This window comes from Ralstonia sp. GX3-BWBA (genome assembly GCF_003290055.1).
Lineage (GTDB): Bacteria > Pseudomonadota > Gammaproteobacteria > Burkholderiales > Burkholderiaceae > Ralstonia > Ralstonia holmesii.
In genome coordinates, this window is the sequence record NZ_QMKS01000020.1 from 182,704 (window position 1) to 196,836 (window position 14,133).

Sequence of the window (14,133 nt, forward strand, 5' to 3'; positions counted from 1 at the left end):
GTCAGACTTCCGTGCGTCTTAAGCGCAGGGCGTTGGAGACGACGGATACTGAACTCAGGCTCATGGCAAGGGCGGCAATCATCGGCGACAGAAGCAGACCGGTCGCACTGTAGAGCACGCCTGCTGCCAGGGGCACGCCCAACGCGTTGTAGATGAAGGCAAAACCGAGGTTCTGCTTCATGTTTGCGATGGTCGCTTCCGACAGCTGACGCGCTCTGGAAATGCCCCGCAAGTCGCCCTTCACCAACGTGACCTGAGCACTGTTCATTGCAACGTCAGTTCCGGTTCCCATGGCGATGCCAACATCGGCTTTGGCTAGCGCAGGGGCGTCATTGATGCCGTCACCGGCCATGGCCACGACACGGCCTTCACTTTGGAATTTGCTGACCAGAGCGAGTTTGTCGGCGGGCTTGACCTCACCATGGAACTCGTCAATGCCGAGTTTCGCCGCGACAGCCTTGGCAGTTACCACGCCGTCCCCGGTTGCCATCACGACACGGATGCCTTTTTCTTTGAGGCGCTCAAGCGCCTCCGCAGTGGTCGCCTTGATAGGGTCGGATACCGCCAAGAGGCCCGCCAGCGCCCCGTCTACCGCCAGGTACATGACGCTCGCGCCATGGGCGCGCAGTTCATCGCCAGCTTGGCTCATGACAGTTGTTGATACGCCTTCGGTTTCCATCAGCACGGTGTTGCCCAGCGCAAGCTTCTTCCCGGCCACCGTGCCGCGTACCCCGATGCCTGTGCTCGACTCGAAGTCCTCTGCCTTGTCGAGCGTCAGATTCTGCTGACGCGCCGCTTCTACAATCGTGGCGGCCAATGGATGCTCGCTGCCTTGGTCAAGGCTGGCAGCGAGCCGCAGCACCTCCACGTCAGAAAAGCCGCTGATACCCTTCAGGTTATTCCCCAGATCTTCAACGCCACGGATTCCCCAGCGCGATCCGGACAGCCCCCCGGAGGTGAGCCCCGTGACGGAGCCATTCCCGTTGGCGCCGCCGTTCACGTGGCTTTGATAGCTGATGCCGGCGTCAACAATGCCATAGAGCGTGACATTCGAAGACTGCGCGAATGCGGCGGCAGGCAAGGTGCTGGCTGCCATCGTCACGGCGAGGAGAGTTTTTTTCACTGTTAGCCTCAGTTGCTGTTTGAACAAACGAATCTGCGTTGGGGCCTGTCGTGACCTGCTATTGAACGTGCCCCCTAACGCTGAGGCGAGAGAATGCGTCAGTGATGTGACAGCAATAAGTAAACAATCAACGAGGATGTGGATTTAATGTTTCTATTATTGAAACAATTGGCTCCGGTATTGCGCTACTCGAAAAGCAAACTACGACGGGCCCTACCTACAGCATCAAGCGCGGCACACGGCAAGCCGCATAGCTCTCGGCAGCCTTGAGCCCCCACGGGCTGATAGCTTCTTTCAACGAGGCCATCGGGCAGGCTATTCAGGCGGAGACAGAGAGCGGTGAGACCCTCGGAGAGCTCGCCCACGCCAGCATTGTTGGGGCATCGAGACAGGTTGCCAAGGCGCTTCGCTGCGCGTCGAATGGTGGCTTGCAGGAATCGCATCAGACTCTCATCCAGATGAAACGCTTGCGTTACCTCCTTGAGTTCTTCGCGGAAGTGCTAAGCAAGGAGGACCGCAAGCGCATTCGACGGCTTGAACAGCTTCAAGACGCGCTCGGAAAATTGAACGACGTGGTCATCGGAGCAGCATACCTGGGGCAAGTCCCGGTTAGCCCGGAGTACGCGGCGGCTTACGACCTATTCGCTCAGTGGCTGAGGGGTTGCGTTACTTATCCACAAAAGCTGTGAACAAAGCACGCTTCGAACTCTGTCAACCCGCGTTGGACTTGAATCGGCTCGGTGTGCTCAAACTTTGTGCGCCGCAGAAACTGTATATACTGTTTCCAAACACGTCAGAAAGGAGGGGTAAAAAATGGATCTTGAAATGGCAAAGCAAGCAGCAACTGATCAGACTGCGTCCACCAGCGCGACAACGAAGGCGCGCCGTACCAAATCCGTAGCGGGCGCAGATGCACGAGTGGTGAAGCCAAGCTCGACTAAGCGAGCGGCAGCGCCAGCCGCGCAGGAGAAGAACCAGAAGAGCGTGAAGCCGGCCAATGGTGCCGCAGGTTCGGCCGAGGCGGCGGCCTGCCAAAAGCCCAAAAAAACTAAGGTGGTCCGAGATAGCTTCACGATGCCGGAAGAGGACTATCGGAAGCTGGCCGAGCTCAAGGAACGGTGTCTCGCAGGCGGGCAGAAGGTCAAGAAGAGCGAACTGCTGCGGGCCGGACTCGCCTTGCTTGCATCGCTTCCGGCAAAACGCCTGCTGACCGCAGTCGCCAGCGTCGAGTCGGTAAAGACCGGGCGGCCAGCAAAGGGTTGACGCGCCGCGCCCTCCCTTTGTTGGACAGGCCGGCAGAGCGGAGGGCAAAAAAAACGCAGCCATCGGGCTGCGCGCGGCGAGAAGGCGGGGTGCGTCTCTCGTCGCGGCGCCAAGTTACACGCGCGTTATGACGGAAATTTTTCACAAACGTGATTTGTCACGAATGTGATTTGAGCCTCCCCTCATTGCCATGCACTCGCTACCCACGGGACAATATCCGGACGGGGAAGCGTGGTGGGGGCAATATGCAGGCGTGGTCGATTCAAGAGTTTCGGGGCTGCTCGATACATGTGCTCGCGGTCCTTGGACGGGGGGCCGATTTTCGGTACGCGTACACGGGTTTTGTTTGCGGCCCGAAAGGCGACGACATGTCGTACCCAAAGATGCAGCGGTTCCATCATATCTCTGCCGACTTTGATTCGATGGACGCCGCAATTTCCGCAGGCATGCGGGAAGGCCGGGCACTCGCTCTACGGTGGTTCTCGGCATCCGTTGAGGAGCGAGAGACACCCATCTGACTACCCGGCCTATGCCCTCACCGACCGAGGGCGCTCGCCGAAGACATGTTGACCATCACCATCTCGATTGCGACGGCACGTTGACCCTCCAACTGACCGGCGTTGGGGGTGAACGCACAACCCTCAAAACATCAGTGCGCGGCTGTATAGACGTCGCTGCCGAAGCCCTGCAAGCCGTTCATGCCGGCATAGCCAAGATGCGATAACCCGAACACGTCCTCGATGCTCTTGAGCAGCGCATAGTGGTTGTAGGGCGTGTTGCTGACCGTGCCCGGCTTGATGAAAGGCGAGAGCACCACAGCGCCGACGCGGCCACCGCCAGGACCAGTGAGGCCCGGTGCTACCGAATTCGGACCAGTGGGCTCACCGCAGCAGGCGGAGGTGTCACTCGTATCCGATTCGTCGAAAGTGATGATCAGTAAGCCATCGGACTGGAAGGCCGGCGAGTTGGTGATCTGCGGTACCCAGGTCTGCAGAAAGCGATTGACCGCCGGCAAGCCGCCCGCGCTCTTGCCGTCGGCGCAGGTTGGCTCGTCATGTCCATCGTTGCAAAGGTTCGGCACGATGAACGAGAACGCGGGCGTGGTCGCAATGCTATTCAGATCGGTGGCCAGAGAATCGAGCCGCACGACATGACTATCGCAGTACGACTGGTTATCGATCACCGAGTGGAAATACATGAACGGGTTGTGGCGTGTTGCGTAGCCGTCAGTCGCGGTGGCGGTCTGGGTGCCGTCCTTGCCATTGAGCGCGGGGTGAGAGCAGGTTGGGCTGCCATCGCGCGTTAGATCGTTGCCCATGTCTTCCATGTAGCCGCGCCAAGCCAAGCCTTTGGCATCCAACTGGCTGGCAATCGTGCCGATGGCGGCAGGATAGACGCAACCGGTACCTGTTACCTGCCCATTGGCATCGGGGCTCATGGTGCCCAACCAGTCGGTGTAGTACTGACAGTCAGCCTGTGTTTGCGCGTTGGGTGCCTGCCCGCTGATCATGGTCAGGTAGTTGTCGTTGCTGTTGTGGCCGGTACCGTAGTACTGAGTCAATAATGCCCCTTGGCTTGTCAGCGTGTTGGCGAGATAAGGTGCCTGACTGCCGGAGCTGAAGGTTTGGGTGTAGCCCTTGTTCTCCAACACGATCACAAAAACGTGGCCGATCCGGCTTGCGGTGGGCGTCACTGGGGACTGCGCGGGTGGCGAGACTGGAGCTGCTGCCGACGACGCCCCGCCAGTTGGGGTGATTGCATCGCTTGCCCCGCCGCAGCCCGCCAGCAGGCATGCAAAGAAGGTTGCGGCGATGCCGCCGGTCAGCCAGTTCAATTTGGAAAGTCGCATGGTTGCCATGATTCAAGGAAGAGGAAAGCCCAACGAGGTGGCGATCGTGCGAAGGGAACTGATGCCAGGAACCCCGCTGATTCCGGGGGCGCTGCCTGTGATGGAGCCCGGGCACACGCCTCCGAACGGACCTTGCGGAACCGAGTAAGCCGGTGCCGTTAAATTCGGCTGTGAGATGAAGTCGAGCGCGTAGGCGATCGAATTGGTGTCCGGCAGGCCTCCACGCGCACCGAGGGGATTGAGTCCGAAGCGCCAAGCCAGTAACTGGTGGATCGAACTCGGGTCAAGCGGCCAATGGCTGACATGCCCGCGCTTGACGCGTGGACCAATCAGCACCATCGGCACACGGAAGCCGAGGTAGCCATCGTTACCTAACTGCGTCTCGGCAGCAGAGACGGGGCGCTTGAATGGCGGTACGTGGTCGAAAAAGCCGCCCCATTCGTCGTAGGTAATGATCAGCAGCGTCTTCTGCCATCCGGGTCCGTTACGCACCGCGTCATAGATCTGGTTAAGAAAGACCTGTCCGTTGCGGATATCGGAGTTCGGGTGATCATCGGCCGATATGCCTTGCGGGTTCTCCCCGGTAAAGCGCGGATCGACGTATGAGAATGCGGGTAGGGTGCCGGCCGCAGCGTCCGTCAAAAACGTCGCGAACGGTTTGGATGTGTTGAGATACTTCGCGCCGAACAGCGCCGTGAATGGCACGTCGCTGAAGTAATAGTTGGCGGACACACCCTTCTCGGCAAAGCGATCGAAGATTGTCGGCAGCGAGCAGGTTGCATTGGAGTTGTGCAGTCGATCGGTTTCGCCGCACATCAGGTAAAACCGGTTCGGATAGGTTTCGGCCAGAATTCCGCAGTGGTAGCTGTCACAGACTGTCCAATCCCGGGCGGCTGACCCAAAGAAAGATAGATCTTCGGCTTGGTAGTAACCGATGGGGAAGAGGTCGCCGGGCGTCTTGTTTGTGTCCGGCGTCAGCAACCATCCATCCATCTTCCCGCCGTCGAGTTGGATGCGTGCCCCTTCGTAGCTGTGATCCGGATCGGCGAAGCCACAACCCTGAAAACCATACTTGGGATCGGTCGCGAGGCGGAACGAGTTCTGCGGATTGCCAAACGCGTCGACGAACTGGAGCCCAGCCTGCTTTCCGTTGGCACCCGGCAGCCAGCCCAGATAGTGGTCGAACGATCGGTTTTCCATCACCACCAGCACGACGTGGTCGATGCCCGACTGCGCAGGACCGGGCAAGACCGGTGGCACCAACTGTGTTGGCACGGGCGCGCTCCCCGTAGATGAGGCGCCACCCGGATCCCCTGCGAGGCTGCCATCGCCGCCCCCGCCACATGCAGACAAGCCGGCACCGGCGAGCGTTGCAGCCGCCGCACCAAGCAATCGGCGGCGCGTCTGGAAACGCACCGTTGAAATCTTCTGAGTCACGCAACTTCTCCCGCTTATGTATCGCCCTGAAGGCATCCTTAGAACGCGCGGACAGTAGCAGTGGCGCTCGGTCCCTCATGTGACAGGATCGCGGAGTAGAGTCGTGGCTCTTATTCAAACAGCCTGGATGCGGCGCGTGGCGCACACGTTGCCAAGGCCGCTGCCAGAGTAGGTGCGTGTATGCAACGCCTTGCGGATGGCAGCGAGGTTAAATATCTGGCAGCGGCAGCGGCAGCGGATCGCATTTGGGAGCGAGCGCGTTTTCCGGTCACCCATCATTTCAGAGGAAACGCTCGTCGGTGAACGCGGTCTGGTTCTTCCCGGAGGTCTTCGCGCGATACATCGCACTATCTGCGCGACGCAAGATGGAGGGGATGTCGAGGGGTTCGCCTCGTGCGTCAGTTGAAAACAGATAGATGCCGATGCTGGCCGACACAGAAACAGGATGCCCATCAACGGTTTGAATCGCATTCAGTACCGATTGGACATCATCTGCAATGGCTTGCGCGTCTGTCTTGCGATAAAGGTCGCGCGCCAGAATCACAAACTCGTCGCCTCCCAGGCGGGAGAGCGTATCGCCGCGGCGCATGCGAGCTTGCAAGGCTTGGGCAAAGCGTTGCAGCAGCAAGTCTCCTACTCCGTGCCCATACGCGTCGTTGACCTGTTTGAACCCGTCCAAATCAATGAGCAACAGAGCCGTTCGTTCCGCCTCGCCATCTTGACCACAAAGGACGCGCGCGATGGTCTTCTCAAGGCTTTTGCGATTGCTCAGACCCGTCAAAGGATCAGTAGCGGCTCGCTTCTCGAGCCTGTTGACCAACACTGACAAATATATGGAGGTTGCGGTAACGCCAAAGGCGATGCCCAGCGCGGCGGAAAAATTCTCCTGCCACCACGGTGCCCATCGCATGAGCGCGACAATGCCAGCAAGCGCGACAGTGCAGGAGAGTGCCAACATGCGCTTGCCATAGCGACACCCGGCGCCTACCAAAAACCAGAAGAAAGCCCAGAGCATGGGCAATGCTATCCGGCCTCCTGCGGCAAGAATCATGACGACCGAGGCTTGGTCCATGACGGTGGTCGTGACTAACCGTGTGCGCGATGGGCCGGACAGTGCATTGACAGCTATATATGTACCGACGCTGAATACGACATAAAAAAGACATGCCAATAGCGTTCGGTAGGCCTCAGGCGTTGGTTGGGTAAGCGCAACGACTGCATAGGCCAGGAGGGGTAGCGGGCCCAGGTAGATCCGCAACAGCGCTTGCTCATATTCCGGCAGCCTTTCAACGGTGCTCAAACGCCGGGCTCCGCTAACGCCAAGTAAGTCTGCCAATCGCATATCAACTCGCAAGCCACAACCTTTCTGGTTTTAGTCGAGTGTAGTTGATGCACAAGCGCTGAAGTTCATCTGCCGACGTAGTTAGTTGGTGGGGTTGCGCACGCGTGCAGACGCGCGCTGTTTACCCGGGATCCAGTCGCGCGTGCGACTCATCTGAAGTGCGAGTTCGTCAGCGATTTCGTCTGATCGGGAGCGCGCCAAGGAGATGCGAGAAAGTGCTGACTATGTGCTCGAAGTGCCTTCCGACGATTCAAATCCCAGCCAACTCGAAGCGGCAAGTTCTGTCGTCGGGCACGCCGTCATTTGTCTCGAAACGGTCGGCGGCGACAGCAGGAGCAGTATCCCAGGCTCTCGTGGAAATAATTTCCGATCCGTTTGGGCGGTCACGCACGCTGCTTTGAAGGAGTACGAGGGACACTGCTCGCAATGCTTGCGGCGCCGCATGGTGTAGCGCTCAACCCGCAGGCGAGGAGCACCATGCTAGAACATCAAGACTGTGGAAATATCTGCTCTTGCAGTTCCAACCATCGCCATCGCGCAATGAGTGAAAGTCGGATACGGATGGGGCATCGAGACTGCGAACAGCGACACCTACCTCTGGCATTGGGGAAATAACCCGGGGTACCGAGCATTTGCCATGGTGTCGCTGTCGTCCAGGAACGGATTCGTCCTCTTTACCAATAGAGAACATGGAATGCCATTGGCCGCGCCGCTTGCGCACTCCACCATTCCGGCAGAGCACGGGGTCTTTCGTTTTTCTATGCTGAGCTGAGTCCCAACGCCGGGATAGAGCGAACGTCCTCTACCAGCCAAAAGGAGACGCCTGAATGAGATGTCCGATTGGCAGAACGTCAGTAGTCTGCGTCGACAAGAATTACGAATTCCTCGTCTCGGTCTCTAGCGAGACGTCGTTTACAGGCGCCCACATTGAGCAGGCACCAACCCTCGTCGGTACTCTAGGTACTGGGAAATTGCACAACCACAAACGTTAACATCATGGATAACCTGTCCAGATGGCCACTTTATGCCTAACGGCACAATTTCTGTGCCGTTAGGCATAACGTGGCCGGCCAATAAAGCATAACGTGGCCGGGAACTAGGGGCTTAGTCTGGCGTGGCGCCAGGCCATAAAGCATAACTTGGCCCAACGGGACGAAATAAGGCATAACGTGTCCAAACGGATTTCTTCCCATTGAGGCGCGCGCAATGCGGGTCTCGGGAAGTGGTCGCCATGGAGCCCTCCGAGCTTCTCGTTCGCCACTGGACCGTCTGCGCACAGATCATGACGATGCATCCGGCTGCTCGGCCGCGTTGGACGGGCGGATGGGGTTACGTGCGTACGACTGAATCTTGGGCCCTAATCCAGGTGCGCCCGACCCTGTATTAGCTTGGGAATTGTGGGCAAGTGGAGCGTAGTCCACTTTGGCATTCTCTAATAGACAATGACGTTCTCTATTAGACCGCAGGCTCGCAAGTGAACCATGCCGTATCTGCCGCAGTGCTCACACATTGGTACTGACTGGTATTTGCCTGTGGAGAGTTCCAAGGCAAGAATGTCGGCCACCACGTCTGCCGGCAGTTGTTGAAGAATCTTCTTCCACTGCTCAGATGCTTTCGAGGGTGCAACGTGCCCGCGCACGTGCATTTCGATTGCTGTACGTACTGTGCGCTCTACGTCTTTGCGCGCTACCTACCGGTTCTTTCCGATTACCGCCTGGCGGCAGGCAGCCTGTATGCGATTTATCCGCCTGGGCGCCATTTATCGCACAGGGTGCGTGTATTCATCGACTTCCTGGTTGAGCGGTTCGCTCTTGCAAAGCCGACGTGAAGCGGGCTGAAAAGAAAAGTCGCCGTTTATGCGGCGTGGGGTGCCTGCTCGATGATGGACGGGGGAGTCTCAAACATCTTGCACCCGCACGCACTCGGCAATGTCGGAGAGGCGCATATGAGCGAGATGATTGAGCAACGCAGTCTCTGCCGCCCCTTCTCTTCCTATCGGAAGTGCGACAGGCTCCGTTGACCGGGCACGTTGAGCGGGGGGGCTGTCCAATAAGGTGCGGCGTTCGCAAGAGGGCAGCGAAAACCGTCTTCCGCTTCCCCAACTTGCCTATGGACGCTGCGGAAGATAGAGGGTAACAAGCACAGACGCACTTTCTATTGCCTCTAGCCAATGCGGTTCTTCCGGTGGAAGCAGCAGAAGATCTCCTGCGCGCATGGTGTGTGTGGCCGAGTTCATGCCGAGCTTCAGCACGCCCTCGAGGCACTGCACCGTAATGTCTCCCGGCGCCTGATGGACAGGAATACGGCCGCCTGTAGGCAGCACGAGTCGCATGACTTCAAGGTGCGTCGAGCGGATCAAGGCGACGGATTTTGCTTGCTGGAGTGCAGCGCCCAGTGGGCGGACGTCGATCAGCTCTCCGGGCGCGGCGTGTGGTGTTGCCATGTTCTCTCCTGGTCGTTAAAGCTGCGTCGGTCAAATTGCCCTGCGGGCGAGCATGTTTCGGATCTCGCTGATCGCCTTGGCTGGGTTCAGGCCCTTGGGGCACACGTTCGTACAGTTCATGATCGTTCGGCAGCGGAACAGGCGGTAGGGATCGTTGAGGTTGTCCAGGCGCGCGGCAGTGGCCTCGTCGCGCGAATCCAAGAGAAAGCGATACGCCTGCAGCAGGCCAGCCGGGCCGACATACTTGTCGGGATTCCACCAGTACGACGGACATGCGCTTGAGCAGCATGCGCACAGGATGCACTCATAGAGGCCGTCCAATTGGTCGCGTTCCTGAGGTGATTGAAGGCGCTCACGCTCCGGCGGTGCGGTGTCGTTGATCAGGTACGGCTTGATCGAGTGGTATTGCTTGAAGAAATCCGTCATATCCACGATCAGGTCGCGTATGACGGGCAGGCCCGGAAGCGGGCGTAGAACGATATGGCGCGGCAGCTCGTTGAGGTTGGTCGTACAGGCAAGACCGTTCTTGCCGTTGATGTTCATCGCGTCTGAACCGCACACACCCTCCCGGCATGATCTTCGGAAGCTCAGTGTCTGATCCTGCGCCTTGAGGCGAATCAGAACATCCAGCAGCATCCGTTCGTCTGGCTTCAACTCGACGTCAAAGGCCTGCATGTAGGGCTGGACATCTGAATCGGGATCGTAGCGGTAGACCTCGAAAACGCGTGTGTCGCTCATGACGTCTCTCCTTCGGCGCTTGTTTTCCACTGTGAGGCACCGCGCTCTCGTAGCGGGTGCGATGGAGGTTAGGCACTCAGGTGAAATGAGCCTTCGGTTTGATGGGCCATCGCCGCGCTGGTTCTATCTCTATATCAGCGACGAGTAGGTGTGATTGGACACGTGGGCATGCGAGGTAGGCGTCACGCTAGCGCTCAGCCTAGCCGTATATCGAGACTGAACAGGAGCCGGAAAATGGCGTGCAGCCATCCATCGCCACGGCCTGGAATCGGTCCATATCGAGAATCCGGATGTCTTTGCCGCGCACTTCAAGCAGCCGACGCTGCTGCAGTTTCGTCAGCATTCTGCTAACAGTTTCGAGTTTCAACCCAAGGTAGCTGCCAATCTCCGCGCGCGTCATTTTCAGCGTGAACTGTGTCGACGAAAAACCGCGCGCGCTCCAGCGTTCCGATAAATCGAACAGAAAGGTGGCGACGCGATCCTCCGCTCCCATCGTGCCGAGCAGCCCCATCCATTTGGACCCGCGCACGATCTCGGCGCTGAGCATGCTCAATACGTGCCGCTGAACGATCTTCAGGTCATGGCACAGGCGTTCGAGTCGCTCAAACGGCATCACGCATACCGAGCTGTCTTCCAGTGCGATTGCATCGTAGGCATGCTTGCCGCTGGCGATACCGTCAATGCCAAGCGGATCACCCGACAAAGCGATGCCGACGACCTGTGCTCCTCCCGTCCGATGGATTACGGTTTTGAAGGAGCCGGCACGGATGGCATAGATGCTTTGGAGGCTTCCGCCTCTGCGGTACAGCGCCTGTCCGCGCTTGATCATACGGATGCAGCGCATAGACTCGTTGAGCCGCTCTGCGGCCGATGTGTCGACCGGTTCAGCGGTGCATAGGCGCGCCAATGCACAACTGTTGCAAGTGACGTTCGTCGCCTCAATCTCTTGGCGCGCCTGCGGCAGAAGCGTCTCGCAACAGGCGTCAGGCGCGTGGACGCTGTCGGGTTCGATTGTGGTCAGCATGTTGTCCTCTGTCCACCAGTACTAAGGTCACCGGCACGTGTATGCATCGTTCGCAAATGACCGAATCATCTGCGCATCAAGCATCCGTTGTGCTGGCCAGATCGATGATCGCGGCCTGCCACAAGACACATTCGCCGGCATTGATTGCGGATGCGGCAGACATTCAGCCGGCCGCTCTCACCGTAAAGTCGATCACGATGTTGCCCGGATCGCGGGTGACATATCCGGCATCCACGCGTGGCCCGTAGTGCCGCTCAATCTGCGCAAGGAGCGGGAGCGGATCATGATCGTTGACAAAGCGCATCACTTCGCCTGGCTCTAGGGCGTCGAGCGCGCCGAAGATGGCCGCGTGCCGGAAACGCTTGGCAATGCCCCGTGCATCGAAGACATGATGCTGGGCGAAGATGGTGCCGATGGCTTTCAAAGTTGGCATGGAAGTTTCTCCTGGAAAGGGTGCCCTCGTGGTGGGCTTCATTGGGTTTCAGTGCGATGCCACGGCGCGTCGGGCAACCATCGTTGTGCTCAGCCTGGCGAGCTGCTTTCGATCCAGGCACGCTTGGGCGAACACCAGAACCTGACCTTCTTCGACGGCGATGTGACGACGGTATGCGTCAGCGAAGCTCTCTGCCCAGGCGCGCTCGATCGGCCTGACCTGGCCCTGAGCAATATCGGCAAGGACTGCTCGCAACTGCGCCCAGTTCGCTTCCAGAGATCGATGCTCAGTGAGCAGCGACGCGATCACCTCGACCACCGGCGAACCCCGACGCTGGCCCTCTGCGATCAGCAACGGAAAGAGATCTTCTTCTTCGTCGGCATGATGATGAGGCCCGGCCACGTCGAAGTAACGCATGATGTTTCGGGCCGCCTGCTGCGCCTGTTCGTCCGCACCGTGCGATGGCAGATGTGCCGACAGCTTCGCGAGCGTGGCGCATTGCGCGGCAATACGCTCGTGACAGGCCTTGAGCATTTCGAGCGGCTCGTCGAAAGAGGGTGCCGGTTTGGTTAGTAGGCCATCTAGCTTCACTTCGTATCCTTCAGCTTCCTGTTCGGCCTGTCTTGCCGTCGGCCGTGGGTGCGCGGTTTTCAACTTGGCCCGCAGTGATATAACATGCATTAACAATACATCATTTATTTCGACCTTACAACCTCACCGATTCGTCCCCGCTTTACTCCGCACACCGCAGAGCGCTTGTCCACCCGCGAGGTCGTCACGCGCTACCTAGGTGAGCGCGGATCGCCAGTCCGGTCGACTATGCTCGATTTATGACCGAGGTACACAATCTGCTTGAAGAGCGGCTCGGCGTACCATAGAGCAAGGCTAGAGAGGCCGGCTGATCGTCCTTGCAGGCGTGTTGGCCGTTACCGAACATTAAAGTACAGGGCCATGACCGTAACAGAACCGCTCCCATATTTTCGCTACCATCCGGCGCCCCTTGTAACCGGCGCCGTCGCTGCCAGCCAAACGATATGCGCGTGCTGCAAGCAAGCGCGAGGCTACATCTATGTAGGACCGGTCTATTCAGTCAACGATTTGCACGACGCGCTGTGCCCGTGGTGCATCGCCGATGGTTCTGCAGCCAGCAAGCTGGATGCATCTTTCGCTGACTCGTACCCACTGGCGCGTGCAGGGGTACCAGTCGAAGCTATGGAAGAGGTGAATCTTCGGACCCCGGGCTATATCTCTTGGCAACAGGAGTGGTGGCTTTCTCACTGCGGCGACGCTTGTGAGTTCCATGGCGATGCCAGTATTCAGGACGTCGAGTCAGCATCCGAGAGCACCAAACAAGCTTGGCTGCTTGAGTACAAACAGGATGAGGCGGTGTGGGGACGGGTTACGGAGGGTTACCAACCAGGTGGTGACTCCGCTCTGTACAAATTCGTATGTAGGCACTGCAGGCAAGAGCTGTTCGCTTGGGACTTGTGCTGACAGAAGTAAATCATATGCCGCCGATGTCAGCTTCCGGCCATCAGCGGTCAATCGACAAGCAAGGTTTCCTGAGCGCTTCGCAATAGAGGCAGGAGCGCGCCTTGCTTCTTGGCGCCCCATTGCCGGTCGTCGCGACGAGGCAATCGAGGCTGTAGCCGAGTCGGGTCAACTCCAGTTGCTGTGGCCGGTGGCCACTGGCCATTTTCGGCCAGAACCAGTTCTTCAGGATGGCGCAGTACGTCGAAGATGATCCGGTGCGATTAAAGCAGGTCAGTGAGGACTTGCTTTGATCCCTTTACAAATGATTCAGAGGGGGGGTACATGGTCGAGCCAGCTGATGCAGACTTGTTCAACGCATGCAAGGCAGTGGCGAAGGAGGTTCTTTGGCGGAATGGCGCTGAGTCGAGCGATGTTGTCGAGACGCTGGCGCAGAAATTTCTAGCCATTGCCGAGGATCATCAAGACTTCGTTCGCCGACGGCGAGAGAGCGACGACGTGATCGCCTTTGCGGTGCAATATATTGCACACGTTCACGCGATCCCGCCGTCGGGAACCGATACCGAGTGGTTTCGGTTGACGCTGGCAGCACTGATGGAAGTGGCTGTTCCTAATACCGGGCTGACCGACGCCGCCGCCCGCTTGTTACCCTGCCTGCAGGAAGGTATTCGTGACTCACTCGCTGATGTCCCCGTATCACGCGACACACTCCGTATCGAAGGCGATGAAGCCGCGTCTATCCGTCGTATGCAGGATGCCGGCGTTGAGTATGGCGTCGCCTCTGATCTTCTCGATCTTTTAGAAAAGCTCTACCACGGCGACCCGTTGACAGAAGAGGATCAGCGTACCTTCTATCTATCTTCTATCGCTGCGCCCATGACTCGTCAAGCACGGATCGCGGAAGGTGTCGATAAGCCCTGAGGTTTGTAGGCAGCTAGCAGCTGTCCGCTTCTGGCTGCGGATTCAACCGGTCGATGCAACACACTAGAG

General features: G+C 58.5%; 11 protein-coding genes and 2 pseudogenes. 3 read left to right on the forward strand and 10 right to left on the reverse strand.

Annotated elements, in window-relative coordinates; all coding sequences use genetic code 11:
• Window position 1: 1 nt before the first annotated feature.
• Together DOD19_RS19665 and DOD19_RS28000 are read right to left on the reverse strand one after the other, a co-directional pair.
• Window positions 2-889, reverse strand: a pseudogene (locus tag DOD19_RS19665) (HAD-IC family P-type ATPase); the annotation flags it as partial.
• 12 nt (window positions 890-901) lie between these two features.
• Window positions 902-1,096 (reverse strand): annotated as a pseudogene (locus DOD19_RS28000) (porin); the annotation flags it as partial.
• A gap of 293 nt (window positions 1,097-1,389) precedes the next feature.
• On the opposite strand from DOD19_RS28000, the gene DOD19_RS19670 reads away from it, so the two are divergent.
• Together DOD19_RS19670 and DOD19_RS19675 are read left to right on the forward strand one after the other, a co-directional pair.
• On the forward strand, window positions 1,390-1,812 hold the full coding sequence (locus DOD19_RS19670; protein ID WP_112187469.1) for a CHAD domain-containing protein: 423 nt from the start codon (window positions 1,390-1,392) through the stop codon (window positions 1,810-1,812).
• Window positions 1,813-1,936: 124 nt separating this feature from the next.
• The gene (locus DOD19_RS19675) at window positions 1,937-2,386 is read left to right on the forward strand and encodes a hypothetical protein (protein ID WP_112187471.1); all 450 of its coding nucleotides are present in this window, start codon (window positions 1,937-1,939) and stop codon (window positions 2,384-2,386) included.
• 649 nt (window positions 2,387-3,035) lie between these two features.
• On the opposite strand, the gene DOD19_RS19685 is transcribed toward DOD19_RS19675, so the two are convergent.
• From DOD19_RS19685 to DOD19_RS19730, 8 genes are all read right to left on the reverse strand, one after another.
• Window positions 3,036-4,244: an alkaline phosphatase family protein gene (locus DOD19_RS19685; protein WP_112187474.1), complete on the reverse strand. Its 1,209-nt coding sequence runs from the start codon at window positions 4,242-4,244 to the stop codon at window positions 3,036-3,038.
• A 3-nt stretch (window positions 4,245-4,247) separates the two neighbouring features.
• Window positions 4,248-5,672 (reverse strand): alkaline phosphatase family protein, encoded by a 1,425-nt coding sequence (locus DOD19_RS19690; RefSeq protein WP_112187476.1) that lies wholly within the window; start codon window positions 5,670-5,672, stop codon window positions 4,248-4,250.
• A 280-nt stretch (window positions 5,673-5,952) separates the two neighbouring features.
• The gene (locus tag DOD19_RS19695; protein ID WP_316684929.1) at window positions 5,953-6,972 is read right to left on the reverse strand and encodes a GGDEF domain-containing protein; all 1,020 of its coding nucleotides are present in this window, start codon (window positions 6,970-6,972) and stop codon (window positions 5,953-5,955) included.
• A 2,149-nt stretch (window positions 6,973-9,121) separates the two neighbouring features.
• On the reverse strand, window positions 9,122-9,457 hold the full coding sequence (locus tag DOD19_RS19710; RefSeq protein WP_112187482.1) for a cupin domain-containing protein: 336 nt from the start codon (window positions 9,455-9,457) through the stop codon (window positions 9,122-9,124).
• A gap of 30 nt (window positions 9,458-9,487) precedes the next feature.
• The gene (locus DOD19_RS19715; protein WP_112187484.1) at window positions 9,488-10,195 is read right to left on the reverse strand and encodes a succinate dehydrogenase iron-sulfur subunit; all 708 of its coding nucleotides are present in this window, start codon (window positions 10,193-10,195) and stop codon (window positions 9,488-9,490) included.
• Window positions 10,196-10,394: 199 nt separating this feature from the next.
• Window positions 10,395-11,219, reverse strand: a complete 825-nt coding sequence (locus DOD19_RS19720) for a helix-turn-helix domain-containing protein (protein WP_112187486.1) — start codon at window positions 11,217-11,219, stop codon at window positions 10,395-10,397.
• 163 nt (window positions 11,220-11,382) lie between these two features.
• On the reverse strand, window positions 11,383-11,652 hold the full coding sequence (locus DOD19_RS19725; RefSeq protein WP_112187488.1) for a DUF2249 domain-containing protein: 270 nt from the start codon (window positions 11,650-11,652) through the stop codon (window positions 11,383-11,385).
• Between the two features lie 48 nt (window positions 11,653-11,700).
• Entirely contained in the window at window positions 11,701-12,306 is a 606-nt protein-coding gene (locus DOD19_RS19730; protein WP_239498050.1) for a hemerythrin domain-containing protein, read from the reverse strand.
• A 1,161-nt stretch (window positions 12,307-13,467) separates the two neighbouring features.
• Between DOD19_RS19730 and DOD19_RS19740 the strand changes: the two genes are divergently transcribed.
• Window positions 13,468-14,064 (forward strand): hypothetical protein, encoded by a 597-nt coding sequence (locus DOD19_RS19740; RefSeq protein WP_112187494.1) that lies wholly within the window; start codon window positions 13,468-13,470, stop codon window positions 14,062-14,064.
• The last annotated feature ends 69 nt before the right edge of the window (window positions 14,065-14,133 follow it).

Coding starts and splice junctions, on each gene's coding strand:
- DOD19_RS19740 (WP_112187494.1), top strand. CDS start 13,468: ATGGTCGAGCCAGCTGATGCAGACTTGTTCAACGCATGCAAGGCAGTG.
- DOD19_RS19720 (WP_112187486.1), bottom strand. CDS start 11,219: ATGCTGACCACAATCGAACCCGACAGCGTCCACGCGCCTGACGCCTGT.
- DOD19_RS19675 (WP_112187471.1), top strand. CDS start 1,937: ATGGATCTTGAAATGGCAAAGCAAGCAGCAACTGATCAGACTGCGTCC.
- DOD19_RS19710 (WP_112187482.1), bottom strand. CDS start 9,457: ATGGCAACACCACACGCCGCGCCCGGAGAGCTGATCGACGTCCGCCCA.
- DOD19_RS19725 (WP_112187488.1), bottom strand. CDS start 11,652: ATGCCAACTTTGAAAGCCATCGGCACCATCTTCGCCCAGCATCATGTC.
- DOD19_RS19685 (WP_112187474.1), bottom strand. CDS start 4,244: ATGGCAACCATGCGACTTTCCAAATTGAACTGGCTGACCGGCGGCATC.
- DOD19_RS19715 (WP_112187484.1), bottom strand. CDS start 10,195: ATGAGCGACACACGCGTTTTCGAGGTCTACCGCTACGATCCCGATTCA.